Here is a 26582-nt window from a genome sequence, read left to right on the forward strand (position 1 = left end):
ACCGCACCATGCATGAACTGACCGTGATTCGCCCCCGCGCCGAGGATGTCGAAGGGCAACCCATCCTGCGCCCCCTGCCGTCAGCGAAATGTCGCAGTGTCGGCCCTTTCGTGTTCTTCGATCACATGCTGCGTACCGACTATCCGCCCGGCCACGGGATGGATATCAGGCAGCATCCGCACATTGGTCTGTCTACCCTGACCTATCTGTTCGAAGGACAGTTGCAGCACAAGGACAGCCTGGGCTCTGACCAGCAGGTAGGCCCCGGTGAAGTCAGCTGGATGACCGCCGGCGCAGCCATTGCCCACATCGAACGCACGCCTGCCCCGCTGCTCGCCCGGGGATCAACCCTGCATGGCCTGCAAGTGTGGCTGGCATCCCCCAAAACCCGGGAGCAAGGTCCGGGGCACTACAGCCATCACCTGGCGGACAGCTTGCCAGTCAGCGATAGCCTCGGGGTAAGGATTCGCATGCTGGCAGGTACCGGGTTCTGTCTGGCCTCACCGGTGCCCGTGCTGTCACCGACCCTGTATGCCGAAATACATATGCAAACAGCCACCACGCTGCTTATCCCGGCAGAACACCAGGAGCGCGCGCTGTATGTGCTGGAAGGGCAAGCGCAGCTACAAGGCCAGGCCATTGAGCCACGCAGCCTGGTGCTGTTGCCCGCCGCAGAGGAACTGACCTTGTGCGCCGACAGCGACTGCCACGCAGTGTTGATAGGTGGCGCGCCGCTGGATGGCCCTCGGCGCATGAACTGGAATTTTGTTGCCAGTGATCCAGTGCTTATCGAGCAGGCCCGAGCGCGCTGGGCTGCCGGAGACTGGCCGACCGTTGCCGGAGAAAGCGGTCGTATCGAATTGCCCTGAACAGCCGCCGTGCCCTTACAACACCATTGCTGCAACCCAGCCAAACGCCAGCAATGGCAGGTTGTAATGCAGGAAGGTGGGCACCACGGTGTCCCAGATATGGTGATGCTGGCCGTCCACGTTCAAACCGGAAGTCGGACCCAGGGTTGAGTCCGAAGCCGGCGAACCGGCATCACCCAGGGCTCCGGCGGTACCGACGATGCAAACGATGGCCATCGGACTGAAACCCAGCTGCACACACAACGGCACAAAAATCGCCGCCAGAATCGGTACTGTCGAAAACGACGAGCCAATGCCCATGGTCACCAGCAACCCGACCAGCAACATCAGCAATGCCCCGACACCCTTACTGTGGTTGATCATGCCTGCAGACGCCTCAACCAGGGATTTCACTTCGCCGGTGGCTTTCATCACCTCGGCAAAACCCGATGCGGCAATCAGGATGAAGCCAATCATGGCCATCATTTTCATGCCTTCGGTGAACAGGTCATCGGTCTCACGCCAGCGCACAATCCCCGACGCCGAGAAAATCAGAAAGCCTGCCAGCGCTCCGATGATCATGGAGCCCAGCCACAGCTGAATGATAAACGCGGCAGCGATAGCAACTCCGGCCACCAGCAGGGTTCGCGGGTTGTAGCTGATAGCCACTTGCTCGACCTGCTCAATCTTGGCCAAATCATATTCACGCTTTTTGCGGTAACTGATGAATACAGCCACCAATAACCCGAACAACATGCCTAGCGCCGGGATCGCCATTGCGTGGGTGACATTGACCTGGCTGACATCCACCCCGCTCTTGCTGACGTTGGCGAGCAAAATCTGGTTGAGAAAGATGTTGCCGAAGCCCACCGGTAAAAATATGTATGGCGTAATCAAGCCAAAGGTCATGACACAGGCGATCAGGCGCCGGTCAATTTTCAACTTGGTGAGCACGTACAACAGGGGCGGAACCAGCAAGGGAATGAAGGCGATATGAATCGGCAGGATGTTCTGCGAAGAGATTGCGACCACCAGCAACAAACCGATCAGTAGCCACTTGAGGCGATTGCCGCCGACAGCCTGTTGTCTATTGACCATGATCAGGGCCTTGTCGGCCAGTGCATGGGCCAGGCCGGACTTGGCGATCGCCACCGCGAAGGCACCCAGCATTGCATAGGACAAGGCGACCTGCGCGCCGCCACCCAAGCCGCTGTTGAACGCATCGAGCGTTGCTTCGATGCCCAGCCCGCCCACAAGGCCGCCGACGACGGCACCCGTGATCAGGGCGATCACCACATGCACACGGGACAGACTGAGCACCAACATGATGCCGACCGCGGCAATTACTGCATTCATCATTACAACCTCTTAGCGCGCACTACGATAAAACACCGTAAAGCGGAAAATTTCGGGCAAAAGGCTGCTGTTCCAGTCGCCGGTCTGAAAGGGAGTGCTTATTTGGGGGCGCACACTTTGCAGCAGCATTGACGCCTTGTCAAAGCACACGCCAAAGGCCTGCGGGGATCATCGCCTGAACGGGGATACCCTTAATTCTGACAGGGTTTAATCTTTTTAAAATTTGAAAACGTAACCTCTAAATACAGATTTCCCCATAAAGAAAACTATCGGCTGGCCGCTAACAGACAAAGCCTCTATTCAGGATGTCTCCATGTCGCTCAGACAGCTTTCCATCCAATGGAAAATCACCCTCCTCGCCGGACTCTGCCTGCTGGGTATCGTCGCTCTTCTGGTGGGACTTTCCCTCTACCGCATGGATTACACGGCCGATCTGGTGGAGGCCTCAAGCACGCAGATGCTCAATGAGTCCGCACAGGCCCGTATTGAGGCCCAGGGCGAAGCTCAGGCGTTGGCCATCAGTCGCCAATTTATGGACGCCTATCAATACGGCAACGGGTTTGCACGACAAGTCCTGTTTTTACGTGAGCAATCGGAAAAGCGCTTTCTGGATGCTTTCGATCTGCGTGAAGATCTGACCCGACAGGTGAAAGCGGCCCTGCAGGCCAATCCCGACTTGCTTGGTTTGTCCCTGGTGTTTGAAGCCAATGCGCTGGACGGCAAGGACCAGCTGTTCGACCATCAATCAGAGCTGGGCAGCAACGACAAGGGTCGTTTTGCCCTTTACTGGTCGCAACCGACGCCGGGCAAGCTGACGTCGATGGCACTGCCTGAAACCGACATGACCGATACCAGTACCGGGCCCAGCGGCCAGGCGAATAATTCATGGTTTACCTGCCCGCGTACGACGCTCCAGCCGTGCATTATCGAACCTTACTTTTACGCGATCGATGGGCAAAACGTTTTATTGACCAGCATCGTTTTTCCGCTGATGGTCAAGGGCAAGGTCATCGCCTCGCTCTCGGTTGATATCAACCTCAACAGCCTGCAAACCATGAGCCAGCTTGCCAGCCAGAAGCTTTACGACGGGCAGACCAGCGTCAGCATTGTCAGCTCGGCAGGCATATTGGCCGGCTTTAGCAGCGACGCGAGCAAGCTTGGCCAACGTCTGGATAAGATTGACGCCGACGATGGTGCCCGGTTGAGTCAACTGATGGCCAGCGGCGGTGAGCCCCAGAGCATTCATGGTCACCAGCGGTTGAAAATCCTGACCCCGTTCCTGCCGATCCCGGGCAGCAAGCCGTGGGGGGTGTTACTCGATGTGCCGGAAAAGGTACTGGTCGGGCCGGCCCAGGCGCTGCAAGCAGAACTGGACGAGCGCAATAAGGCAGGCACCCTGATTGAGCTGTGCCTGGGCTCTCTGGCAGCAATCATCGGCCTGCTGCTGGTATGGCTGATGGCCCGCAGTGTGACGCGACCGATTCTGGGGGTAGCGCGCATGCTTGAGGACATTGCCAGCGGCGAAGGCGATCTGACCCGACGCCTGGCCTACGACAAGCAGGACGAACTGGGCCAGCTGGCAGGCTGGTTCAACCGCTTCCTCGACAAGCTGCAGCCGATCATCGCCGAGGTGAAACATTCGGTTCAGGATGCCCGCAATACGGCCGATCAATCGGCGGCCATTGCCACCCAGACCAGTGCCGGCATGGAGCAGCAGTACCGCCAGGTCGATCAGGCTGCCACTGCCTCCCATGAAATGAGCGCTACGGCGCAAGATGTCGCACGCAGTGCGGCGCAGGCTGCTCAGGCAGCGCGCGATGCCGACCAGGCGACACGCCAGGGGCTGACCATCATTGACCGTACAACGTCCAGCATCGACCACCTGGCTGCCGACATGAGCGTAGCCATGACCCAGGTCGAAGGGTTGGCGGCCAATAGCGAAAAAATCGGTTCTGTACTGGAAGTGATTCGCGCGATTGCCGAGCAGACTAATTTACTCGCCCTCAATGCTGCGATCGAGGCGGCCCGAGCAGGCGAAGCCGGGCGCGGTTTTGCCGTGGTGGCTGACGAAGTGCGCAATTTGGCGCGACGAACCCAGGAGTCGGTGGAAGAAACCCGACAGGTGATTGAACAACTGCAAATCGGCACCAAGGATGTAGTGACGTCCATGGGCAACAGCCATCGCCAGGCCCAGGGCAGTGTCGAGCAGGTCGGTCAGGCAGTAACGGCATTGCAGCAAATCGGTGATGCCGTGAGCGTGATTACCGACATGAACTTGCAGATTGCCAGTGCCGCCGAAGAGCAGAGTGCAGTGGCTGAAGAGATCAACAGCAATGTGGCCACCATCCGCGATGTCACGGAATCATTGTCCGGACAGGCCAATGAGTCGGCACGGGTCAGCCAGTCGCTGAACTCACTGGCCAACCAGCAGCAAAAGTTGATGGATCAGTTCCGCGTCTGACCTGAAGTGGCATGATTGACGGCGGCCCCGGGGCCGCCGTCATTTTCAGCTCCTGCGGGCGGGTAGCCTGATCATCACCGACAAGCCGCCCAGCGCCCCCGTTTCAAGCTGCATTTCCCCACCCCAGACATCCACGATATCTCGCACAATGCCCAGGCCCAATCCATGGCCACTGGTTTGCTCGTCCAGCCGTGTTCCACGGCTGATGACCTGGTCGCGCTCTGTCTCGGGTATGCCCGGCCCATCGTCCTGGACTTCAATCTCATACCCGCCCGCGGTCTGGCGGATGTTCAGTTCTACTTGCGAATCCGCCCATTTGCAGGCGTTGTCCAATAGATTGCCGAGCAATTCGAGCATGTCTTCACGGTCCCAAGGCATGTGCAGTCCTGGACTGGTGTTTAGCCTTAACTCCAAATGCCCGCCGTGAATCATGCCAAGGGTCGCCATCAACCCCGGCATTTCGGCGTCGACATCGAATTGAGCGCCCGGCAAGGCATCGCCTGCCAGACGGGCACGATTAAGCTCCCGACTCATACGTTGCTGGATCTGTTCTAACTGATCGTGCAGGGTTTTCTGTATCTGGGGATAAGCATCCAGCCGGCTGTCCTTGGCCAGGCTGATTAATACTGCCAACGGAGTTTTTAACGCGTGTCCCAGGTTGCCCAAGGCATTACGTGAACGCTTCAGATTGTCTTCAGTGTGGGCCAACAGGTGGTTTATCTGAGTGACTAAAGGCTCAAGCTCAAGGGGCACCTGGGCGTCGAGTTTCGAACGTTGTCCGGCCTGTAACTGTGCGATCTGCTTGCGGGCCGTTTCAAGGGGACGCAAAGCCCGATTAACCGTGAGCCGTTGCAACAGCAAAATAACGATCAGGGCGAACACGCCAATGGCCAACCCTATGCGCTGAACCTGCATGAAGCTTTCGCGTATGGGTGTGTAGTCCTGGGCCACACTGATGGAAACCGCGTGGCCAAAACGCTGATAGTCACTGCGCAAGACCAGCAACATCTGCCCTTCGGGCCCCTCTTGCAACTTGCTGTCTAGGCCCGGATGACTGGGTCGCGGCAATTGAGCATCCCAGAGTGAGCGCGAGCGCCAATGGATGTCACCAAACTGGATGCTGAAGTAATGCCCGGAGAAAGGTCGATGGTAAGCCGGGGATAATCTGCGCTCATCCAGCTGCAAACCCTGGGGGCCCCGGCTCAAGGCAAGCAACAGGTTCTCGCTCTCGTTCTGTAGCCCCGACTCCAGATAGCGCTGAAGACCATTTTCAAATAGCCAGAGACTGACCTGACCGACCACCAGACCGGCAATCAACAGGACACTGATCAGACCCAGGCTCAAACGCCGCTGAATGGACTTCACTGGATGCCGGTACCAAAGATGTAGCCCTGCCCGCGACGAGTTTCGATCACTGTACGGCCCAGTTTTCGGCGCAGATGGTTCACATGAACCTCCAGCACATTGGAGTCGCGCTCGGTCTCGCCATCATAGAGGTGCTCAGCCAGGTGGCTTTTGGACAGAATCTGTTGAGGATGCAGCATGAAGTATCGCAAAAGACGAAACTCGGCGGCGGTGAGCTGTATTTCAGCCCCCTCATTGATGACACATTGGCGCGACTCATCGAGTTGCAGCCCCGCGGATTTCAATAGCGGTTGATTCGACTGGCCATGGGATCGCCGTAATAACGCCTGCACCCGCAGTTGCAGCTCTTCTGGATGAAAAGGCTTGGTTACATAATCATCGGCACCGGCCTTCAGGCCATCAATGCGCTCCGACCAGGAACTGCGGGCGGTCAAAATCAGTACCGGTGTTGTCAGCCCTGTGGCACGCCATTGTTTAAGCACATCCAGACCTGGTAGCCCAGGTAGACCCAGATCGAGAATGATCAGGTCATATGGCTCGCTCTGCCCCTGATGCAAGGCATCACGACCGTCGGCCAGCCAATCGACCGCATAACCCTGGCGAGTCAAGGAGGCCATCAGTTCATCGGCCAAAGGAACGTGATCTTCAACCAGCAACAAACGCATTAATCATCGACCTTATCTTTGAGCAATTGGCCATTACTGGCATTGAGCTTGATCTCTCGCACGACGCCACTTGGCGTTAACAATTCGACCTCATAAATATAAATGCCGTCATCCTCTTCCAGCTCTACCTCCAGCAGCTTTGCCCCTGGATGGCGCTGGAGAGCGCTTTGCAGGAGCTGCTCCAGAGGCAGTATTTCACCTTGCTCACGTAAACGTAATGCTTCGTCCTGCCCCAAGTCCCGCGCCAGGGTCAAAGAACAAAACGCACCAAGCATCAACGCTACAACCGTGCCCACTCGCACATGTACTCTCATCGCTAGCCTCAACGGCCTCTCCGGTGTATGTGTGTTTTCCCGCTACAAATGCGTAAACCATAGCGTTGCAGGCTTAACTGAAGCTGAATTGCTCACTCCGCTGGATAGGTGGCAGAGCGCTATACTCGCTCATGTCGAGTTAACTGTTAAACTGGCGACCTGCATTCATCGCCCAGGCGATAGCCACCTTTTCAAGAGCTATAAACACTGTGGAAATTTTCAAAGAGTTTACCTTCGAATCTGCGCACCGCCTGCCTTTCGTTCCGCAAGGGCATAAATGCGGTCGTTTACATGGCCACTCGTTCAAGGTTGCAATTCACTTGAGCGGTGACATTGACCCCGCAACAGGCTGGATTCGCGATTTCTCGGAAATCAAGGCTATTTTCAAGCCGCTTTATGAGCAACTTGATCATAACTATTTGAATGATATTCCCGGGCTGGAAAACCCGACCAGTGAAGTATTAGCCAAATGGATCTGGCAACAGCTGAAACCTTTGCTTCCTGAACTGTCAGCGATTCGAATCCATGAAACCTGCACCAGTGGCTGTATTTATTACGGTGACTAAAAAGTTCGCATAAAAAAACCACCTTTATTGGTGGTTTTTTATATTTGAAATTTGGCGGACTGCACTGACCCGGGAAAAATTCCTGTAGCACTGTCGAAACAGGCTTTTCTCGGCACAAAAACAAACCCCCTGTCTGCGTGAGCAGACAGGGGGTTTGGAATTTAATCTTGACGATGACCTACTCTCACATGGGGAAACCCCACACTACCATCGGCGATGCATCGTTTCACTTCTGAGTTCGGGATGGGATCAGGTGGTTCCAATGCTCTATGGTCGTCAAGAAATTCGGTAGCCAGCGCGTTTACCTTACGGTTAACGTTCCAGCGAATGGGTATGTAATAGATTTGTGTGTTGTGCAAACTTTCGGTTTGTATCGTCTTCACACACCGCAACTTGTCTGTTCTTGTCACCAAGAACGCAAATTGCTTGGGTGTTATATGGTCAAGCCTCACGGGCAATTAGTATTGGTTAGCTCAACGCCTCACAGCGCTTACACACCCAACCTATCAACGTCGTAGTCTTCGACGGCCCTTTAGGGAACTCAAGGTTCCAGTGAGATCTCATCTTGAGGCAAGTTTCCCGCTTAGATGCTTTCAGCGGTTATCTTTCCCGAACATAGCTACCCGGCAATGCCACTGGCGTGACAACCGGAACACCAGAGGTTCGTCCACTCCGGTCCTCTCGTACTAGGAGCAGCCCCTCTCAAATCTCAAACGTCCACGGCAGATAGGGACCGAACTGTCTCACGACGTTCTAAACCCAGCTCGCGTACCACTTTAAATGGCGAACAGCCATACCCTTGGGACCGGCTTCAGCCCCAGGATGTGATGAGCCGACATCGAGGTGCCAAACACCGCCGTCGATATGAACTCTTGGGCGGTATCAGCCTGTTATCCCCGGAGTACCTTTTATCCGTTGAGCGATGGCCCTTCCATACAGAACCACCGGATCACTAAGACCTACTTTCGTACCTGCTCGACGTGTCTGTCTCGCAGTCAAGCGCGCTTTTGCCTTTATACTCTACGACCGATTTCCGACCGGTCTGAGCGCACCTTCGTACTCCTCCGTTACTCTTTAGGAGGAGACCGCCCCAGTCAAACTACCCACCATACACTGTCCTCGATCCGGATAACGGACCTGAGTTAGAACCTCAAAGTTGCCAGGGTGGTATTTCAAGGTTGGCTCCATGCAGACTGGCGTCCACACTTCAAAGCCTCCCACCTATCCTACACAAGCAAATTCAAAGTCCAGTGCAAAGCTATAGTAAAGGTTCACGGGGTCTTTCCGTCTAGCCGCGGATACACTGCATCTTCACAGCGATTTCAATTTCACTGAGTCTCGGGTGGAGACAGCGCCGCCATCGTTACGCCATTCGTGCAGGTCGGAACTTACCCGACAAGGAATTTCGCTACCTTAGGACCGTTATAGTTACGGCCGCCGTTTACCGGGGCTTCGATCAAGAGCTTCGCGTTAGCTAACCCCATCAATTAACCTTCCGGCACCGGGCAGGCGTCACACCCTATACGTCCACTTTCGTGTTTGCAGAGTGCTGTGTTTTTAATAAACAGTCGCAGCGGCCTGGTATCTTCGACCGGCGTGGGCTTACGCAGTAAATGCTTCACCCTCACCGGCGCACCTTCTCCCGAAGTTACGGTGCCATTTTGCCTAGTTCCTTCACCCGAGTTCTCTCAAGCGCCTTGGTATTCTCTACCCAACCACCTGTGTCGGTTTGGGGTACGGTTCCTGGTTACCTGAAGCTTAGAAGCTTTTCTTGGAAGCATGGCATCAACCACTTCGTTAACTAAAAGTTAACTCGTCATCAGCTCTCGGCCTTAGAATCCCGGATTTACCTAAGATTCCAGCCTACCACCTTAAACTTGGACAACCAACGCCAAGCTGGCCTAGCCTTCTCCGTCCCTCCATCGCAATAACCAGAAGTACAGGAATATTAACCTGTTTTCCATCGACTACGCTTTTCAGCCTCGCCTTAGGGACCGACTAACCCTGCGTCGATTAACGTTGCGCAGGAAACCTTGGTCTTTCGGCGTGGGTGTTTTTCACACCCATTATCGTTACTCATGTCAGCATTCGCACTTCTGATACCTCCAGCAAGCTTCTCAACTCACCTTCACAGGCTTACAGAACGCTCCTCTACCGCATCATCCTAAGATGATACCCGTAGCTTCGGTGTATGGTTTGAGCCCCGTTAAATCTTCCGCGCAGGCCGACTCGACTAGTGAGCTATTACGCTTTCTTTAAAGGGTGGCTGCTTCTAAGCCAACCTCCTAGCTGTCTAAGCCTTCCCACATCGTTTCCCACTTAACCATAACTTTGGGACCTTAGCTGACGGTCTGGGTTGTTTCCCTTTTCACGACGGACGTTAGCACCCGCCGTGTGTCTCCCATGCTCGGCACTTGTAGGTATTCGGAGTTTGCATCGGTTTGGTAAGTCGGGATGACCCCCTAGCCGAAACAGTGCTCTACCCCCTACAGTGATACATGAGGCGCTACCTAAATAGCTTTCGAGGAGAACCAGCTATCTCCGAGCTTGATTAGCCTTTCACTCCGATCCACAGGTCATCCGCTAACTTTTCAACGGTAGTCGGTTCGGTCCTCCAGTTAGTGTTACCCAACCTTCAACCTGCCCATGGATAGATCGCCCGGTTTCGGGTCTATTCCCAGCGACTAGACGCCCTATTAAGACTCGCTTTCGCTACGCCTCCCCTATTCGGTTAAGCTTGCCACTGAAAATAAGTCGCTGACCCATTATACAAAAGGTACGCAGTCACCCAACAAAGTGGGCTCCCACTGCTTGTACGCATACGGTTTCAGGATCTATTTCACTCCCCTCTCCGGGGTTCTTTTCGCCTTTCCCTCACGGTACTAGTTCACTATCGGTCAGTCAGTAGTATTTAGCCTTGGAGGATGGTCCCCCCATATTCAGACAAAGTTTCTCGTGCTCCGTCCTACTCGATTTCACTGCAAAGATGTTTTCGCGTACAGGGCTATCACCCACTATGGCCGCACTTTCCAGAGCGTTCCGCTAACATCAATACAGCTTAAGGGCTGGTCCCCGTTCGCTCGCCACTACTAAGGGAATCTCGGTTGATTTCTTTTCCTCAGGGTACTTAGATGTTTCAGTTCCCCTGGTTCGCTTCTTAAGCCTATGTATTCAGCTTAAGATACCTAACTTATGTTAGGTGGGTTCCCCCATTCAGACATCTCCGGATCAAAGTCTGTTTGCCGACTCCCCGAAGCTTTTCGCAGGCTACCACGTCTTTCATCGCCTCTGACTGCCAAGGCATCCACCGTATGCGCTTCTTCACTTGACCATATAACCCCAAGCAATCTGGTTATACTATGAAGACGACATTCGCCGAAAATTCGCATGTTCAATTAAGAACGTTCACAAATTTTACCTTAGCCTGAATAAACACCAGTGAAAGTGTTATCCAGTCTAACTTTCTATTACATACCCAAATTTTTAAAGAACGATCTAATCAAAAGATCAGAAATCAACATTCACCACCATCTGATGGAATGTTCATTTCTAAGCTTTACGATAGAGAAGCCACGATTTAACGTTGCTTCTACCGTCTTCTTCAATGAATCAAGCAATTCGTGTGGGAACTTATGGAGCAGCTGATGTCGTCGATTAAGGAGGTGATCCAGCCGCAGGTTCCCCTACGGCTACCTTGTTACGACTTCACCCCAGTCATGAATCACACCGTGGTAACCGTCCTCCCGAGGGTTAGACTAGCTACTTCTGGTGCAACCCACTCCCATGGTGTGACGGGCGGTGTGTACAAGGCCCGGGAACGTATTCACCGTGACATTCTGATTCACGATTACTAGCGATTCCGACTTCACGCAGTCGAGTTGCAGACTGCGATCCGGACTACGATCGGTTTTATGGGATTAGCTCCACCTCGCGGCTTGGCAACCCTTTGTACCGACCATTGTAGCACGTGTGTAGCCCAGGCCGTAAGGGCCATGATGACTTGACGTCATCCCCACCTTCCTCCGGTTTGTCACCGGCAGTCTCCTTAGAGTGCCCACCATTACGTGCTGGTAACTAAGGACAAGGGTTGCGCTCGTTACGGGACTTAACCCAACATCTCACGACACGAGCTGACGACAGCCATGCAGCACCTGTCTCAATGTTCCCGAAGGCACCAATCTATCTCTAGAAAGTTCATTGGATGTCAAGGCCTGGTAAGGTTCTTCGCGTTGCTTCGAATTAAACCACATGCTCCACCGCTTGTGCGGGCCCCCGTCAATTCATTTGAGTTTTAACCTTGCGGCCGTACTCCCCAGGCGGTCAACTTAATGCGTTAGCTGCGCCACTAAGAGTTCAAGACTCCCAACGGCTAGTTGACATCGTTTACGGCGTGGACTACCAGGGTATCTAATCCTGTTTGCTCCCCACGCTTTCGCACCTCAGTGTCAGTATCAGTCCAGGTAGTCGCCTTCGCCACTGGTGTTCCTTCCTATATCTACGCATTTCACCGCTACACAGGAAATTCCACTACCCTCTACCATACTCTAGCTTGCCAGTTTTGGATGCAGTTCCCAGGTTGAGCCCGGGGATTTCACATTCAACTTAACAAACCACCTACGCGCGCTTTACGCCCAGTAATTCCGATTAACGCTTGCACCCTCTGTATTACCGCGGCTGCTGGCACAGAGTTAGCCGGTGCTTATTCTGTCGGTAACGTCAAAACACTAACGTATTAGGTTAATGCCCTTCCTCCCAACTTAAAGTGCTTTACAATCCGAAGACCTTCTTCACACACGCGGCATGGCTGGATCAGGCTTTCGCCCATTGTCCAATATTCCCCACTGCTGCCTCCCGTAGGAGTCTGGACCGTGTCTCAGTTCCAGTGTGACTGATCATCCTCTCAGACCAGTTACGGATCGTAGCCTTGGTGAGCCATTACCTCACCAACTAGCTAATCCGACCTAGGCTCATCTGATAGCGCAAGGCCCGAAGGTCCCCTGCTTTCTCCCGTAGGACGTATGCGGTATTAGCGTCCGTTTCCGAACGTTATCCCCCACTACCAGGCAGATTCCTAGGTATTACTCACCCGTCCGCCGCTCTCAAGAGGTGCAAGCACCTCTCTACCGCTCGACTTGCATGTGTTAGGCCTGCCGCCAGCGTTCAATCTGAGCCATGATCAAACTCTTCAGTTCAAACATCTTTGGGTTTTTAAGAAACCCTAAACTTGGCTCAGCAATCGTTGGTTACATCTTTGATTTCTCGCGGAGTAACTTGTGATGCTGATAATCTTGTTGACTATCAGTCTGACTCCACAAGCACCCACACGAATTGCTTGATTCAGTTGTTAAAGAGCGGTTGGTTAAGCTTTCGCTCAACCGAGGCGCGCATTCTACAGCAGCCTCTGTTGCTGTCAAGTGGTTATTTTCAGATGTTTTCAAAGTTTCCTTTGTAACATCAACCACTTGCGCTTTCGATCTCTCGTTAGCGGGAGGCGAATTCTACAGCGTTACACGCTGCTGTCAACACCTCATTTCCTGCTTCGATGACTTGAAGCTGACACTGCCGAAGAACCATCCAACTCATTGAAACTCAAGGAGTTTTCCGTTTCGACTGCGCCGGAAGTGGGCGAATTATAGGCCGTTGGAATTCTGAGTCAAGCATTCGTTGCGACTATTTAACAAAGCACCTTAATAGACAATGAAAAGCCCTCATTTGCGCACTATATTGCACATCGAGCCTTATTTGAGCATGATGCGCTGCTTCTGACACCTATAGCCCGGGCCCACCACGTAATGACCAAGCTCACCCAAAGCCTTGCATCGACACTATTCCCCGTCGGCTTGCTGCTTATTGCCATGGCCTCGATACAATCGGGTGCTTCGCTGGCTAAAAGCATGTTCCCCATAATAGGCGCCCAAGGCACTACAACCCTGCGATTGCTGTTCGCCAGCATTATCATGCTGTTGATCCTGCGCCCCTGGAGAGCCAAGCTCACCGCCAGATCCTTAAAAACCGTGATCGTTTACGGGATAGCGCTGGGGGGCATGAACTTCCTCTTCTATATGTCACTGCGTACGGTTCCACTGGGGATTGCGGTGGCGCTCGAGTTCACAGGACCACTGGCTGTCGCTATTTATTCCTCGCGCAGGCCCATCGACTTTGCCTGGATTGGTCTGGCGATCATCGGACTTCTACTGCTTATCCCCACCGGCGAAAGCACTCAGGGCCTCGACCCCGTCGGCACCGGCTATGCACTGGGCGCCGGAGTCTGCTGGGCGCTGTACATTCTATACGGGCAAAAGGCCGGCGCTGACAACGGTGTGCAAACAGCAGCTTTAGGCGTAATGATCGCGGCGCTGTTCATTGCCCCCATCGGGATTGTCCATGCCGGTGCCGCCTTGCTGACCCCAAGCTTGATCCCCATCGCCATTGGCGTCGCAATATTGTCCACCGCCCTCCCCTACACTCTTGAGATGATTGCTTTGACACGCATGCCCACGCGTACATTTGGCACTCTTATGAGTATTGAACCCGCCTTCGGTGCACTGTCAGGCCTGTTGTTTCTGAATGAGGTCCTGTCCTTTAGCCAATGGATGGCAATCTCTTGCATTATCATGGCTTCGATCGGAGCCACCTTGACGATGCGCAACCACTCGAAACCGGTATTGACTGACAATTAGTCGTCTATTTGACAGAAGTCTGGTAATTGACTCTCATTTAAGGGATGTTTGTTCGTTATGAATGTTGCTTGGCGCGGATAAGGACTTCCTCAAACGCCAACGATAGAGGATTGATCCACACCCGCACTCCGTGAACCCGACGCAAACGCTTAAGGACAGGAATGAAACGAATTTTGGCCGTTTTAGCCGTGCTTGCTGTTGCCGGCTGCGCCGCAACCTCCCAGCCAGCTGTAAAACATGGCAAACGAGGCCTGCATATCAACTGCTCCGGCTTATCCTCTTCGTGGGACAAGTGCTACGCCCAAGCCGTCAAATCTTGCGGGGACAAGGGCTACAGAGTGATTGCCAAATCTGGAGATACCGCACAGGAGCCAGGGGATTATCCTTTCGGCTTGAATCCTGCCGGATACACCAGCCGAAGCATGATTGTGCTCTGCAAGTGACAGCCTTGAACATTCTGAAGCGCAGCTGAGCAAGCTGGCCGCGCTTCAGAACTGCCTCAGGCAACTTTCGAAAGAGGCACCGTTCGCGCCAGCAGCCACTCCAGCGCAGCCCCTTCAAGCAGCGGGCTCAAGCGTTCACGCACCTGTGCATGATAAGCATCGAACCACTCCAGCTCTTCACGGGTGAGCAGGCCGGGTTCCAGGCAACGGCTATCGATCGGACACAGGGTCAATGTTTCAAACTTGAGAAACGAACCGAACTCCGAGGCGCCCGCCTCGCGATTCAATACCAGGTTTTCAATGCGCACACCCCAGCGCCCCGGACGATATGTCCCGGGTTCAATGGAGGTAATCATTCCCGGCTGCATTGCTGTATGGGGTGCCGGCGCGGCCTGATAGGCAATGACCTGAGGACCCTCATGCACATTCAGGAAGTAGCCCACGCCATGCCCGGTTCCGTGTCCGTAATCCACGCTTTCAGCCCAAATCGGAGCTCTGGCAATCGAGTCCAGCAAGGGCGACAAGATACCTTTTGGAAACTGGGCCCTGGACAAGGCAATCACGCCTTTAAGGACACGGGTGCAATCGCGCTTTTGCTCCGCGCTCAAGGTGCCAATCGGTACCATCCGGGTAATGTCAGTGGTTCCGCCCAGGTATTGACCGCCAGAATCTATTAACAGCAGGCCATCCCCTTCAATCACGGCATGTTCTTGCTCAGTCGCGTGATAGTGCGGCATTGCGCCATTGGCATTAAAGGCAGCGATAGTGTTGAAGCTCAGCGACACGTACCCCGGGCGACGCGCACGGGCAGCGGTCAACTGCTCATCAATGGTCAATTCGGTGATGCGCTCACGCCCCAGAGCAGTTTCCAGCCAGGCAAAAAACTCACAAAGAGCAGCACCATCCTGCTCCATGGCCTGACGGATATGAAACGCGTCGTCCAGACTCTTCTGCGACTTGGCCAGGGTAGTCGGGTTCAGCCCTTCCACCAGCGTCACGTCAGGGTGCAGATGGCTGAGCAAGCCGCAGGTCACCCGCGCCGGATCCACCAGTAGCCGGGTCGATGCTGACAATGCTGCCAGCGCGTCATTGATTTCAACGTACTCGCGCAGCTCAATACCATCACGCCCAAGTGTCTCTTGCAGGGCGGGACTGACCTTGTTCAGGTCCACAAACAAGGTGGCTTGCGCCGAGTCGATCAATGCAAACGAAACAAATACCGGGTTGAAAGAAACATCCGAGCCACGCAGGTTAAACAACCATGCAATGTCATCGAGGGTTGCTATGAAATGCGCATCGGCCTTGCGCTGCACCAGTGAGTTACGCAACTGTGCCAGTTTGTCCACGCGACTGACTGTTGCTTGTGGCGGTAGATGCTCATACACCGCCTGGACCGGCAGCGCAGGACGATCCTCCCAGACCAGCCCCAGCAGATCGATATCTGTGCGTAAAACGGCACCGCGCTCTTTGAGTTTGCTTTCCAGTGTTCGTGCAGAGGCCAGTGCCAGCACCGCCCCATCAACCGCTACCACAGCACCTTCAGGTGCCTGCTCGGCCAGCCACTCCAGTGGCCCCGGTTGACCTGGCATCAGCTTGACCAGTTCGATGGTACTACCGGCAAGCTCTTTGGCCGCCTGCTCCCAGTAACGGCTGTCAGCCCAAAGACCGGCAAAGGTCGGGGTCACAATCAAAGTGCCGACTGAACCGTGAAAACCCGACAACCATTGCCGGCCCTGCCAATAGGCGGGCAAGTATTCTGAAAGATGGGGGTCGGCCGAGGGTACCAACAGTGCCTGTATTCCGTTCTGGCTCATCAAGGCTCTGGCGCGCGCCAAACGCTGCACTACCAATCCCGGATTCAACGACTGAGTACTCATTCCGCCTCCTGCTAGTCACTACTAATATTATTCCCTCCGGATAATGAATCAGCGGCTAAGACTGGGCAACCGCCCAGAAAGGTGCAGGCGCGGTAACGGCTGCTTTAATCGCATTTACTGCAACATCAATATCCTGCTCGCGGGTAAAGCGCCCGAGACTCAATCGAATGGTTCGACCGGCTTTTTCAGCATCATGGCCCAGCGCGAGCAACACATGGGACGGGGTTTTACTGGCCGAGTTACATGCCGAAGTAGCCGAATACGCCAGCACAGCGCTCAATGCCGAACTGTTGAAATGCCCTTCGCTGAAGGTCAGGCTCAAGGTATGGGGAATTCGTTGCGTTGGACAGCCATTGCATTGCACCCCCGGCACATCGGCCAACTGCTCCAGCAACCGCTGACGCAGAGCGCCGATATGCGCCAGCTCCTGGGCAAATGATTCGCTGACCAGGGCAAAAGCAGCCCCCATGCCGGCTATCTGGTGAGTGGCCAGGGTTCCGGAGCGCAGCCCCGACTCATGACCGCCACCATGGATCTGGGCCTGCAAACGATCCTGTGCCCGTGGCCCCACATACAGGGCGCCAATCCCCTTGGGCCCGTAAACCTTGTGCCCCGAAAACGACATCAGATCCACGGCCCACGCCTCCAGGTCGATGGCTACCTTGCCAGCGCCCTGGGCGGCATCAACATGAAACAACGCACCGTGTTCGCGAACCCGTAAACCAATACCCGGGATGTCATTCACTGTCCCGAGCTCATTGTTCACCAGCATCAGCGACACCAGCAGAGTGTCCTCTCGCAACGCATCGCTGACTTGCTGCGCGCTCACAAGCCCATGGCTGTCGGGCGCCAGATACGTCACATCAAATCCTGACTCCTCGAGGAACCTGGCCGTGTCCAGCACCGCCTTGTGTTCAATCTGACTGGTGATGATGTGCCCGCGCGCCTTGCCGCTGGCCAGTGCCACACCCTTCAACGCAAGGTTATTGGACTCGGTAGCACCCGAGGTCCAGATAATGTGCTCGGCCCTGGCATTGATCAGCTGTGCAACCTGTTCGCGAGCCAGCTCCACCGAGCCTCGGGCCTGCTGACCGAAAACATGTGAGCCCGAGGCCGGGTTGCCAAAGTTTCCTTCAAAGCCAAGACAATCGACCATCACCTGAATGACACGAGCGTCCACGGGTGTGGTGGCAGCGTAATCGAAATAAAGAGGTCTTTTGTTCATTGTGCAAACCTACTGAGCGTTCCGGAATCAGGCAGTGCTTGATATCAGAAGAGTGAAGCCACCTTGAAAACGTGGCCATTAGAAATACCCGATTAACCTGGGTGACAAAAGAAGCCGCTTCAACAAATGTCGTAGGAGCCTTCCAAAATTCACGAGATCAAAAAACCATAGCCCTATAAAGCGCTAAAAGTACCTGTCTGCGCAAGTCTGATATGCCATAAGGATATATAAATATGGAATTACGTTAGTTTACGGAATAACAAAAGCTCTTTATAAAGCAGCCTTCGGCTTTCCTTTTGTGGGTATAGCCCTCCCCCGATAAAAGGAGCTGTACATGCAGCTTTTAACACTGCCTGCCACTCCGGCACTCGCGACCTCCATACGGGCCACAGCCCAGGTTTTTGCAGACCCTGCCTCCAAGGCGTTGCTCGCGCATCTACAACAAATAGCCCCCAGTGATGCCAGTGTGTTGATCATCGGAGAAACCGGCACCGGCAAAGAGATTGTCGCCCGCCATATTCACCAGCTCAGCCACCGCCATCAACAACCGTTTGTGGCGGTAAACTGCGGAGCCTTCTCCGAATCTCTGGTCGAAGCCGAGCTGTTCGGCCATGAGAAAGGGGCATTCACCGGTGCACTCGGGGCTAAGGCCGGCTGGTTTGAAGAGGCTAACGGCGGCACGTTGTTTCTGGACGAAATCGGCGATTTACCATTGCCCATTCAAGTGAAACTGTTACGTGTGCTGCAAGAGCAAGAGGTGGTGCGGCTTGGGTCGCGCAAAAGCACGCCGATCAATGTTCGCGTGCTGGCGGCAACCAATGTGAATCTGGAGCAGGCTATCGATGCCGGTCACTTTCGCGAAGATCTGTATTACCGGCTGAACGTGGTCAGCCTTGTTCTGCAGCCCTTGCGCGAGCGCCAGGGCGACATCCTGCCGCTGGCAAGGCATTTCCTTCAAACCTATCGGCAACGACTGCAACACGGCCCTACAGCATTAAGTACATGCGCTGAACAGGTGCTTATGGATCACCCCTGGCAGGGCAATATTCGCGAGCTTGAAAACGTCGTGCACCACAGCTTGCTCCTGTGCAGCAATCAGACCATCACCGCCCGGGACTTGCGCCTGTCGCAGTCACGCAGCAAACGCCTGGAGCCTGCTGCGCCACAACCATCCACCACCACTGACCACTTGTTACAGCGTGCATTTCAAAAGCTGTTCGAAGAAGAACCTGGCGCCCTGCACGAAACCGTAGAGGACAGCCTGTTGCGCGCGGCTTACGAGTTCTGCCATCACAACCAGGTACATACTGCCAAACTGCTGGGCTTGAGCCGCAATGTCACCCGTACTCGTCTGATCAAACTCGGGGCTCTGGCCGTAAACACACGAAGGCTTGATGCACAAACGGCGTTGTGAGTGGACACCTCGGCAGCAACCCGGCATTGCTGCCGGGCTTTCCCTCAAGCCGGGGTTAATTCCTCGAGCCGGCGCGCTTCCAGCTCTCTTACCAGAGGCAGCACCCGACGTCCGAAATACTCCACCTCTTCCTGAAAATGCAGAAACCCCGCCAGCACCAGATCCACGCCCAAGGCCTTGAGCGCCACGATCCGCTGTGCGATCTGCAGCGGTGTGCCAATCAAATTGGTTTTAAAACCATCGTTGTACTGCACCAGATCCTCAAAGGTTGACTTGGCCCAGTTACCTTCCCCCTCAACTGAAGACTTGCCCGCCTGTTTCGCTGCGTCACCAAAGGCATGGACCGCCTCAACGTCGGCATTTTCGATGATTTCCTGCAACACCGCCCGCGCCTCTTGCTCCGTGTCACGGGCAATGACAAAAGCATTCACCCCGACCTTCACCGAGCGCTGGTTGGCAGCCGCCTTGACACGAATGTCGTCGATCTGTGCCTTGATCCCTTCCGGGGTGTTGCCATTGGTGAAGTACCAGTCCGATACGCTGGCTGCCATATCCCGCGCAGCACGCGAACTGCCACCCTGAAATATTTCCGGATGCGGCAAACCCAGCGGCTTGGGCTTGAGGGTGTAATTGTTGACCCGGTAGAAATCCCCTTTGAAGGTGAAGTTATCCTGGGTCCAGATCCCCTTGAGGACACGAATGAACTCCTCCGAGCGGCGGTAGCGCTCGTCATGCTCCAGCCAGTGCTCACCGATGGCATTGAATTCACCCTTGAACCAGCCACTGACAATATTGACCGCAATCCGGCCCTCCGTCAGCTGATCAATGGTGGCCAGTTGCTTGGCTGCCAGCGCAGGCTTCCAGGGCCCCGGCAGGATCGCAGCGATGACTTTCAAGTGGGTGGTAGCAGCCAATAGCGCGTGGCTGAACGCTACCGACTCGTGCTGGAATTCTGCGCCGTAACCCGCAGTGAAACGGATCTGGGTCAGGGCATATTCAAAACCTGCCGCCTCCGCCAGGCGCGCCAGCTTGCGGTTGTAATCGATCCCCCAATCGGTACGTTGCTCAATCTTGCTGACCACCAGACCACCGCTGACGTTAGGCACCCAGTAGGCAAATTTTATGGCTTGCTGACTCATTGGCATGATCTCGGCGTTAGGAAATGTCCTAACCACAGAGCAGCATCTATGCCAACAGGTCTAAACCGCTCTTACCGCCACAGGAAACCGGCGCGAGCTGTCTGTCTGGCGCTTATTTGTTGAATGACTGTTGGCCCGACAACACTTTTCGAGCGCAAAAGGTCTATCGCCGCTGTCGACCGTTATCGGTAAGATGACGCCCTTCCCGCGCTTGTGCGCCGTACGCCCCGCCGAATTAAGTCGATCCCATGCCTTTTGAACTCAGCGTAGATTTGACCACCCTCGCCATTCTGGCCGCAGTGGCCTTTGTGGCCGGCTTTATCGATGCCATTGCCGGTGGCGGTGGCCTGCTCACCACCCCGGCCTTGCTCACTGCCGGCTTGCCCCCGCACCTGGTGCTGGGCACTAACAAACTCAGTTCGACGTTCGGCTCGGCCACTGCCAGCTTTACGTTCTATCGACGCAAACTATTCCATCCCAGAGAGTGGAAGCTGGCTATTTTCGGGACTTTGGCAGGCGCACTGATCGGTGCCATCGTGGCCCATTACATGCCCGCCGAGTGGCTGAACAAGATGCTGCCGGTGATTGTTTTTGGCTGTGGCCTGTATCTGTTGTTCGGTGGCACACCCAAAACCCCGATCGACAACGATGCACCGATCAAAAAGAAATGGCAGCTGCCACAAGGCCTGGGTCTGGGCTTCTATGACGGCGTAGCCGGCCCCGGAACAGGCGCCTTCTGGACCGTCAGCAGCATGCTGATGTATCCCATCGACCTGGTGAAGGCCAGCGGCGTGGCCCGCAGCATGAACTTCGTCAGCAACATTGCGGCGCTGTCGGTATTTGTTTTTTCGGGGCATGTGGACTGGGTGATCGGCCTGACCATGGGCTTTGCCGTAATGGTCGGTGCTTTCTTTGGCGCCCGCAGCGCGATCAGCGGCGGGGCCAAATTCATTCGCCCGGTGTTTATCACCGTGGTCCTGGGACTGACTGTACGCCTAGCCTGGCAACACTGGTTCGGCCAGGCCTAAGCGCCGCGCCACATACAGGTCGATGAGATAGCGCGCAATCGAGCGCGATGCTGGCAGCGGCGGTAAATGATGCACATTGAACCACTGTGCATCTTCTATCTCGTCCGCTTGGGGTACGATATCGCCCCCTGCATATTCCGCATGAAAACCCAGCATCATCGAATGCGGAAATGGCCAGCACTGACTGCCCATGTACTGGATATTCGTAACCTCCAGCTGCACTTCTTCACGCACCTCGCGAATCAGGCAATCTTCCGCCGACTCCCCCGGCTCGGCGAATCCCGCCAGCGTGCTATATACCCCCGGCACAAAGCGCGGCGAACGCGCCAGCAGCACCTCATCGCCCCGGGTAATCAATACAATCATGCTCGGCGAAATACGCGGATAACTGCGCAGGTTACAGGGCGCGCAGTACATCGCACGTTCCCCGGGTACCTGCGTCATGGCCCGCCCGCAACTGCCACAGAAACGATGCTCTGTGGCCCAGGTGCCTATTTGCGCGGCGTAGCCCAGGACCTTGTAAAGGGTGTGATCGCCCTCCAGCATAAAAGCCCGCAAGCCCTGCCAGCGGCAGCCTTCAACCTGCGCCGGACGCTCCAGCTCCAGCAGATATACCGGCTCGCCGTCCAGATGCCCGATACCATGCTCGGCCAGCAGCGGCAGGTCCTGACGCTTGAGCCATTCACGGGGGAACAGCGGGCCATTATCGTCAAGCAGAAATCCGTCGGGGCCGCGCACCACAGCCAGGCCGCCAGGTAGGTCTGCATCCAGTACTGCCGTGGTCCAACGCGGTGTCATGAAACGATCCTTGGTCAGGTTAAAAAGTGTCAGTCGAGAAATTCAGGCTTTTGCTTGGTCATATGTGCGGTCATCGCCAACCGCAAGTCGCTTGACTGGAGCATGGCCGCGTTCCATGTCGCGACATACTCCAGACCGTCATCTACACGGTGATCACGCATATAACCGATCATCTGCTTGGTCCCGCCAATGGCAATCGGCGACTTGCCGGAGATCTCTTGCGCGATCGCCATAACGCCTTCGAGCAACGCCTGATGATCACTGTAGACCCGATTGACCAGGCCGATCGTACGCGCCTCGTCAGCGAGCACCATGCGCCCGGTGTAGGCCATTTCACGCAGCATGCCATCGCCGATGATGCGGGGCAGACGTTGCAGTGTGCCGACATCGGCAGCCATGCCCATGTCGATTTCCTTGATCGAGAACTGCGCATCTGCTGCTGCATAGCGCATGTCGCAGGCGGCGATCAGGTCAATGGCACCCCCCAGGCAATAACCCTGAATGGCTGCCAGAACTGGCTTGCGGCACCCATCGACTGCATTGAACGAGGCCTGCATCTGCAGAATTTTACGCCGCAGTAAACGCGCGTTACGCCCTACATCCTTGCCCAGTTCATTGGCCACAGAGGCCAGCAACATCAGATCAATACCGGCCGAAAAGTGCTTGCCCGCCCCACTGAGTACCACTACGCGGACGGCATCGGTTTCATCGATCCATTGAAAGATTTCGACGATTTCGCTCCAGAACGCCGCATTCATCGCATTGACCTTCTCAGGTCGATTGATCTGCACGTGGGCGATGCTGCCCTGTAACTCAACCTTGAAAGCCTGGTAGTCGGACATAAGCTCAATCCTTTGTGGGGCGCAGTGCCGGTCAATAAGTCGCGGACTATAACAAGCACTGCGGGCCTCAGGCAGGCCGTTATTACGCCAAAAACCGGGCTACAGAATAAAACGCTCGATCGCCTGGGCGACACCGTCTTCAAGGTTGCTGCCCGTCACGTACATCGCCTGCTTGCGTATTTCTTCCGGGGCCTGGCCCATGGCAATCGAAATCCCTGCCCGATGAAACATCGCCGGATCATTGCCGCCATCGCCGATGGCCGCCGTGCGCACCAGCGGCACATCCAGAAACTCGGCCAGAGCCACCAGCGCATCGCCTTTGTTGGCTTTGAGTGCGGTGATATCCAGATAACGGGCCTGTGAGCGACTGGCGACCGCGAGCCCGCTCAACACCGGTTGCAAGCGCTGTTCAAGGTCCAGCAATAACGGCGCATCGCTGCAGGTGGCTACGATCTTGTGCACCTTGTGCAGATAAGGCTCATAGCTTTGAACCACCTTCGGCGCATACCCGAGGCCGTGCTGCTCGTGAGCGACCATTTCGCCGGACGGATCACGTACCAGCCAGTCTTCATCGACAAACAGCCAGACCTCAACCGGGTGTTCCGCCAACAGGGCCAGGGTCTTTAGCACCCCTTCATAGTGCACATGATGGGACTGCAGGTATTCGCCCTGGGCGTTGACCAGCAGCCCGCCATTAAACCCGGCGACCGGCAATTCAATGCCCAGTTGCTGGCTGATCTCGCGCATGGCTCTGGGCGGTCTGCCGGAGGCCAGCGTGAAATGAACACCCGCCGCCTGCAGCTTTTTCACTGCAGCCAGGTTGCGAGGACTGAGGCTGTGGTCAGGCGACAGCAGGGTGCCATCCATGTCACTCAGCACCAGCTCAATGGACTCTTGCTTCACGTCACTCATCCTATGTTCAGCCAAGCGCGACCATCGCGTGCCAGCAGTTGTTTTGCTGCTTCGGGACCATCCTGTCCAGCCGGATAGGACTGCACGTCCGTGTGTTCACGCCATGCATCGAGAAATGGCTGCACACCGCGCCAGCCGTTTTCAATATTGTCAGCGCGCTGAAACAAGGTCTGATCGCCCGTCAGGCAGTCGTAGATCAATGTCTCGTAGCCGGTGGAAGGCTGCATTTCGAAGAAGTCTTTGTACGCAAATCCAAGGGCGATATTAGCCATTTTCAGCCCCGGCCCCGGTCGCTTCGCCTGAAGGTCAAACCACATGCCTTCGTTGGGCTGAATCTGGATCCGCAAATAGTTTGGCTGCAGCCGGTCTACTTCGGTGTCACGGAACTGCGCATAAGGCGCGGGTTTGAAGCAAATTGCGATTTCAGTATCACGGGCACTCATGCGCTTGCCGGTACGCAGATAAAATGGCACGCCGACCCAGCGCCAGTTATCGATCATGACCTTGAGCGCGACAAAGGTTTCAGTGTTGCTGTCAGGGGCCACGTTGTTCTCTTCGCGATACCCCACGACCGGTTTGCCACCGGACTCACCCTGGGTGTATTGCCCGCGCACCGAGTTTTTCAGCGCTTCTTCCTTCGACCAGGGGCGGATTGCTCCAATCACCTTGGCCTTTTCACCCCGCACCGCATCGGCGCCAAAAGCTGCGGGGGGCTCCATTGCCACCATCGCCAGCAGTTGAAACAAATGATTGGGCAGCATGTCGCGCAGTGCGCCGGTGTGCTCGTAAAAACTGCCACGTGTCTCGACCCCGACGGTTTCTGCCGCGGTGATCTGTACATGGTCGATGTAATGATTGTTCCAGAAGGATTCGAAAAGCCCGTTGGAGAATCGGCTGACCAGAATGTTCTGGACTGTTTCCTTGCCCAGGTAATGGTCAATCCGGTAGATCTGCTTCTCGCTCATGACGGTCAGCAGACAGGCATTCAATGCCTGCGCCGTTTCAACGTCTGAGCCAAAAGGTTTTTCAATAACTACCCGGCGAAAAGCTTCCGGGGTTTCTTTTAGCAACCCGCCAGCACCCAGCCGCTGCACCACTTCGCTGAAAAAGCGGGGGGCAGTGGCCAGGTAGAACACCGCGTTGCCGGTGCCACTGGCGATGATCTTCTGTTCCAGCGCGGCATAGGTGCTGTCATCCAGAAAATCGCCCTGCACGTAACTGATGTTCTTCGCCAGCGAAGCCCACAATTGGGCATTCAAGCCCTGGCCCTCAGGATGATCCACTTTGCTGGCGGCTTCATTGCGAATGAAGTCCTCCAGCTTTTTGGCAAAGCCCTCATCACTGATTGCATTGTGGTCGACGCCCACAATATGCAAACCATCGTCCAGCAAACCATCGCGACTCAAGTTGTACAGCGCCGGCATCAGCAAGCGCTTGACCAGATCACCGTGAGCCCCAAACAGGAACAGCGTGGTAGGCGGTGCCGGTTTGGTGTTGGATTTGCTGGACTGATCGGTCATTTCTTAGGTGTCTCCACATGGCCGCCGAAACCAAAGCGCATGGCCGACAACAATTTGTCGCCATACAGGCTTTGCTGGCGTGAGCTATAGCGGGCAAACAAGGCGTTCGACAATACCGGTACCGGGGTCGACTGCTCCATGGCCGCTTCGATGGTCCAGCGGCCTTCACCGCTGTCCGCCACGGCGCCCGAGTAGCCGTCAAGCGGCGCGTCGGTGGCCAGGGCATCGGCGGTCAGATCCAGCAACCAGGACGACACGACACTGCCACGACGCCACACTTCGGCGATATCACCCAGGTTCAGGTCAAAACGCTGATCTTCCGGCAGATTCTCACCGCCCTTCATCTTCATCAGGTTGAAGCCTTCGGCGTATGCCTGCATCAGGCCGTACTCAATACCGTTGTGCACCATCTTGACGAAGTGCCCGGCACCCGCAGGGCCTGCATGGATATAACCACGCTCTGCGCGATCATCTTCAGAAACACGGTCTTTGGTGCGCGCAATATCGCCCATACCCGGTGCAAGTGCGGCGAACAGCGGGTCCAGATGTTTAACGACTTCAGTGTCGCCGCCAATCATCATGCAGTAACCGCGCTCCAGGCCCCAGACGCCGCCCGAAGTTCCGACGTCAACGTACTGCAGGCCTTTTTCGGCCAGCGCCCGGGAACGACGGATGTCATCTTTATAAAAGGTGTTGCCGCCGTCGATGATGATGTCACCGGCGTCGAGCAGTTGGCTCAGGGTCTCGATGGTGTCTTCGGTCGGCGCACCGGACGGCAGCATCACCCAGACAGCACGGGGCTTGGCAAGGCCAGCTACCAGCGCCGGCAAGTCGGTGACGCCTGTGGCGCCTTCCTGCTCGAGGGCACTGACAAAGTCGGTATTGCGGTCAAAAACCACGGTTGTATGCCCATTGAGCATCAGACGCCGCGCGATATTCCCGCCCATACGGCCCAATCCAATAATTCCCAACTGCATGTACTGTTGCTCCCAACGACAAATAAATAGGTGTACAGCACCTTAGTGCAGCATTGCTTAAGGTGCCCGGCTGAGGATTAGTCCTAGCGCATGCTGCATAGTTTCGCACAAGCAGCCACCCAGATTCGCGATTCAATACACTCAGAAGACGA

19 protein-coding genes, 3 rRNA genes and 1 pseudogene are annotated in these 26582 nt (G+C 55.5%); 8 read left to right on the forward strand and 15 right to left on the reverse strand.

Features of this window, described 5'->3' with window-relative positions; all coding sequences use genetic code 11:
- Positions 1-8 precede the first annotated feature (8 nt).
- Positions 9-869 carry a pirin family protein gene (locus JQ848_RS15565; protein WP_161718780.1) on the forward strand — a complete coding sequence of 287 codons (861 nt, stop codon included), beginning with the start codon at positions 9-11 and terminating at the stop codon, positions 867-869.
- A 15-nt stretch (positions 870-884) separates the two neighbouring features.
- Here JQ848_RS15565 and JQ848_RS15570 read toward each other — a convergent pair whose 3' ends face one another.
- Positions 885-2204: a Na+/H+ antiporter family protein gene (locus tag JQ848_RS15570; protein WP_003441573.1), complete on the reverse strand. Its 1320-nt coding sequence runs from the start codon at positions 2202-2204 to the stop codon at positions 885-887.
- Between the two features lie 1456 nt (positions 2205-3660).
- On the opposite strand from JQ848_RS15570, the pseudogene JQ848_RS22990 reads away from it, so the two are divergent.
- Positions 3661-3807, forward strand: a pseudogene (locus JQ848_RS22990) (HAMP domain-containing protein); the annotation flags it as partial.
- Positions 3808-3909: 102 nt separating this feature from the next.
- Positions 3910-4665, forward strand: coding sequence for a methyl-accepting chemotaxis protein (locus JQ848_RS22995; protein ID WP_369826391.1), 756 nt, complete (start codon positions 3910-3912; stop codon positions 4663-4665).
- 45 nt (positions 4666-4710) lie between these two features.
- Here the strand turns inward: JQ848_RS22995 and JQ848_RS15580 are convergent, their stop codons facing one another.
- From JQ848_RS15580 to JQ848_RS15590, 3 genes are read right to left on the reverse strand one after another with little or no spacing between them, the layout of a single operon-like run.
- On the reverse strand, positions 4711-6030 hold the full coding sequence (locus tag JQ848_RS15580) for an ATP-binding protein (RefSeq protein WP_202210921.1): 1320 nt from the start codon (positions 6028-6030) through the stop codon (positions 4711-4713).
- Entirely contained in the window at positions 6027-6695 is a 669-nt protein-coding gene (locus JQ848_RS15585; protein WP_003441568.1) for a response regulator transcription factor, read from the reverse strand. Before JQ848_RS15585 ends, JQ848_RS15580 begins: the two co-directional genes overlap by 4 nt.
- On the reverse strand, positions 6695-7009 hold the full coding sequence (locus JQ848_RS15590) for a PepSY domain-containing protein (RefSeq protein WP_003441566.1): 315 nt from the start codon (positions 7007-7009) through the stop codon (positions 6695-6697). Before JQ848_RS15590 ends, JQ848_RS15585 begins: the two co-directional genes overlap by 1 nt.
- A gap of 209 nt (positions 7010-7218) precedes the next feature.
- Here JQ848_RS15590 and queD point away from each other — a divergent pair, with 209 nt between their 5' ends.
- Positions 7219-7575 (forward strand): 6-carboxytetrahydropterin synthase QueD, encoded by a 357-nt coding sequence (queD, locus tag JQ848_RS15595; RefSeq protein WP_003441563.1) that lies wholly within the window; start codon positions 7219-7221, stop codon positions 7573-7575.
- A 165-nt stretch (positions 7576-7740) separates the two neighbouring features.
- Here the strand turns inward: queD and rrf are convergent.
- From rrf to JQ848_RS15610, 3 genes are all read right to left on the reverse strand, one after another.
- Positions 7741-7856, reverse strand: a 5S ribosomal RNA gene (rrf, locus tag JQ848_RS15600).
- 156 nt (positions 7857-8012) lie between these two features.
- Positions 8013-10906 (reverse strand): 23S ribosomal RNA (locus tag JQ848_RS15605).
- A 324-nt stretch (positions 10907-11230) separates the two neighbouring features.
- Positions 11231-12767, reverse strand: a 16S ribosomal RNA gene (locus tag JQ848_RS15610).
- The 16S, 23S and 5S rRNA genes sit together here, the layout of an rRNA operon.
- Positions 12768-13367: 600 nt before the next feature.
- Between JQ848_RS15610 and rhtA the strand changes: the two genes are divergently transcribed.
- Together rhtA and JQ848_RS15620 are read left to right on the forward strand one after the other, a co-directional pair.
- Entirely contained in the window at positions 13368-14255 is an 888-nt protein-coding gene (rhtA, locus tag JQ848_RS15615; RefSeq protein WP_202210922.1) for a threonine/homoserine exporter RhtA, read from the forward strand.
- A gap of 161 nt (positions 14256-14416) precedes the next feature.
- A complete protein-coding gene (locus JQ848_RS15620; protein WP_081481296.1) occupies positions 14417-14698 on the forward strand; it encodes a hypothetical protein in 282 nt (93 codons plus the stop codon).
- A 56-nt stretch (positions 14699-14754) separates the two neighbouring features.
- Here the strand turns inward: JQ848_RS15620 and JQ848_RS15625 are convergent, their stop codons facing one another.
- Positions 14755-16575: an aminopeptidase P family protein gene (locus JQ848_RS15625; RefSeq protein ID WP_202210923.1), complete on the reverse strand. Its 1821-nt coding sequence runs from the start codon at positions 16573-16575 to the stop codon at positions 14755-14757.
- A gap of 55 nt (positions 16576-16630) precedes the next feature.
- A complete protein-coding gene (locus tag JQ848_RS15630; RefSeq protein WP_202210924.1) occupies positions 16631-17800 on the reverse strand; it encodes a cysteine desulfurase family protein in 1170 nt (389 codons plus the stop codon).
- A 334-nt stretch (positions 17801-18134) separates the two neighbouring features.
- On the opposite strand from JQ848_RS15630, the gene JQ848_RS15635 reads away from it, so the two are divergent.
- Positions 18135-19214, forward strand: a complete 1080-nt coding sequence (locus JQ848_RS15635) for a sigma-54 interaction domain-containing protein (protein ID WP_202210925.1) — start codon at positions 18135-18137, stop codon at positions 19212-19214.
- A 44-nt stretch (positions 19215-19258) separates the two neighbouring features.
- Here JQ848_RS15635 and sfnG read toward each other — a convergent pair whose 3' ends face one another.
- Positions 19259-20359, reverse strand: coding sequence for a dimethylsulfone monooxygenase SfnG (gene sfnG / locus JQ848_RS15640; protein ID WP_165439792.1), 1101 nt, complete (start codon positions 20357-20359; stop codon positions 19259-19261).
- A 242-nt stretch (positions 20360-20601) separates the two neighbouring features.
- Here sfnG and JQ848_RS15645 point away from each other — a divergent pair, with 242 nt between their 5' ends.
- Entirely contained in the window at positions 20602-21381 is a 780-nt protein-coding gene (locus tag JQ848_RS15645; RefSeq protein ID WP_003441533.1) for a TSUP family transporter, read from the forward strand.
- On the opposite strand, the gene nudC is transcribed toward JQ848_RS15645, so the two are convergent.
- The 5 genes from nudC to gnd all read right to left on the reverse strand — a co-directional run bounded on the left by nudC (position 21349) and on the right by gnd (position 26430).
- Positions 21349-22179, reverse strand: coding sequence for an NAD(+) diphosphatase (gene nudC, locus JQ848_RS15650; RefSeq protein WP_003441530.1), 831 nt, complete (start codon positions 22177-22179; stop codon positions 21349-21351). The two genes, JQ848_RS15645 and nudC, sit on opposite strands and share 33 nt — an antisense overlap.
- 29 nt (positions 22180-22208) lie before the next feature.
- Positions 22209-23021, reverse strand: a complete 813-nt coding sequence (locus JQ848_RS15655) for a crotonase/enoyl-CoA hydratase family protein (RefSeq protein WP_003441526.1) — start codon at positions 23019-23021, stop codon at positions 22209-22211.
- A 99-nt stretch (positions 23022-23120) separates the two neighbouring features.
- Positions 23121-23933 carry a Cof-type HAD-IIB family hydrolase gene (locus JQ848_RS15660; RefSeq protein WP_029612340.1) on the reverse strand — a complete coding sequence of 271 codons (813 nt, stop codon included), beginning with the start codon at positions 23931-23933 and terminating at the stop codon, positions 23121-23123.
- Positions 23930-25453, reverse strand: coding sequence for a glucose-6-phosphate dehydrogenase (zwf, locus tag JQ848_RS15665; protein ID WP_003441519.1), 1524 nt, complete (start codon positions 25451-25453; stop codon positions 23930-23932). The genes JQ848_RS15660 and zwf overlap by 4 nt, the downstream gene beginning before the upstream one ends.
- A complete protein-coding gene (gnd, locus tag JQ848_RS15670) occupies positions 25450-26430 on the reverse strand; it encodes a phosphogluconate dehydrogenase (NAD(+)-dependent, decarboxylating) (RefSeq protein WP_003441516.1) in 981 nt (326 codons plus the stop codon). Before gnd ends, zwf begins: the two co-directional genes overlap by 4 nt.
- Between the last annotated feature and the right edge of the window lie 152 nt (positions 26431-26582).

Source organism: Pseudomonas paraversuta (genome assembly GCF_904067025.1).
In the GTDB taxonomy this organism is placed as follows: Bacteria; Pseudomonadota; Gammaproteobacteria; order Pseudomonadales; family Pseudomonadaceae; genus Aquipseudomonas; species Aquipseudomonas paraversuta.

Excerpts from the sequence above, each read along its gene's own strand:
- JQ848_RS15565 (WP_161718780.1), top strand. The coding sequence starts at position 9 with ATGCATGAACTGACCGTGATTCGCCCCCGCGCCGAGGATGTCGAAGGG.
- JQ848_RS15570 (WP_003441573.1), bottom strand. The coding sequence starts at position 2,204 with ATGAATGCAGTAATTGCCGCGGTCGGCATCATGTTGGTGCTCAGTCTG.
- JQ848_RS22995 (WP_369826391.1), top strand. The coding sequence starts at position 3,910 with ATGGAGCAGCAGTACCGCCAGGTCGATCAGGCTGCCACTGCCTCCCAT.
- JQ848_RS15585 (WP_003441568.1), bottom strand. The coding sequence starts at position 6,695 with ATGCGTTTGTTGCTGGTTGAAGATCACGTTCCTTTGGCCGATGAACTG.
- JQ848_RS15590 (WP_003441566.1), bottom strand. The coding sequence starts at position 7,009 with ATGAGAGTACATGTGCGAGTGGGCACGGTTGTAGCGTTGATGCTTGGT.
- rhtA (WP_202210922.1), top strand. The coding sequence starts at position 13,368 with ATGACCAAGCTCACCCAAAGCCTTGCATCGACACTATTCCCCGTCGGC.
- JQ848_RS15620 (WP_081481296.1), top strand. The coding sequence starts at position 14,417 with ATGAAACGAATTTTGGCCGTTTTAGCCGTGCTTGCTGTTGCCGGCTGC.
- JQ848_RS15625 (WP_202210923.1), bottom strand. The coding sequence starts at position 16,575 with ATGAGTACTCAGTCGTTGAATCCGGGATTGGTAGTGCAGCGTTTGGCG.
- JQ848_RS15630 (WP_202210924.1), bottom strand. The coding sequence starts at position 17,800 with ATGAACAAAAGACCTCTTTATTTCGATTACGCTGCCACCACACCCGTG.
- JQ848_RS15635 (WP_202210925.1), top strand. The coding sequence starts at position 18,135 with ATGCAGCTTTTAACACTGCCTGCCACTCCGGCACTCGCGACCTCCATA.
- sfnG (WP_165439792.1), bottom strand. The coding sequence starts at position 20,359 with ATGCCAATGAGTCAGCAAGCCATAAAATTTGCCTACTGGGTGCCTAAC.
- JQ848_RS15645 (WP_003441533.1), top strand. The coding sequence starts at position 20,602 with ATGCCTTTTGAACTCAGCGTAGATTTGACCACCCTCGCCATTCTGGCC.
- nudC (WP_003441530.1), bottom strand. The coding sequence starts at position 22,179 with ATGACACCGCGTTGGACCACGGCAGTACTGGATGCAGACCTACCTGGC.
- JQ848_RS15655 (WP_003441526.1), bottom strand. The coding sequence starts at position 23,021 with ATGTCCGACTACCAGGCTTTCAAGGTTGAGTTACAGGGCAGCATCGCC.
- JQ848_RS15660 (WP_029612340.1), bottom strand. The coding sequence starts at position 23,933 with ATGAGTGACGTGAAGCAAGAGTCCATTGAGCTGGTGCTGAGTGACATG.
- zwf (WP_003441519.1), bottom strand. The coding sequence starts at position 25,453 with ATGACCGATCAGTCCAGCAAATCCAACACCAAACCGGCACCGCCTACC.
- gnd (WP_003441516.1), bottom strand. The coding sequence starts at position 26,430 with ATGCAGTTGGGAATTATTGGATTGGGCCGTATGGGCGGGAATATCGCG.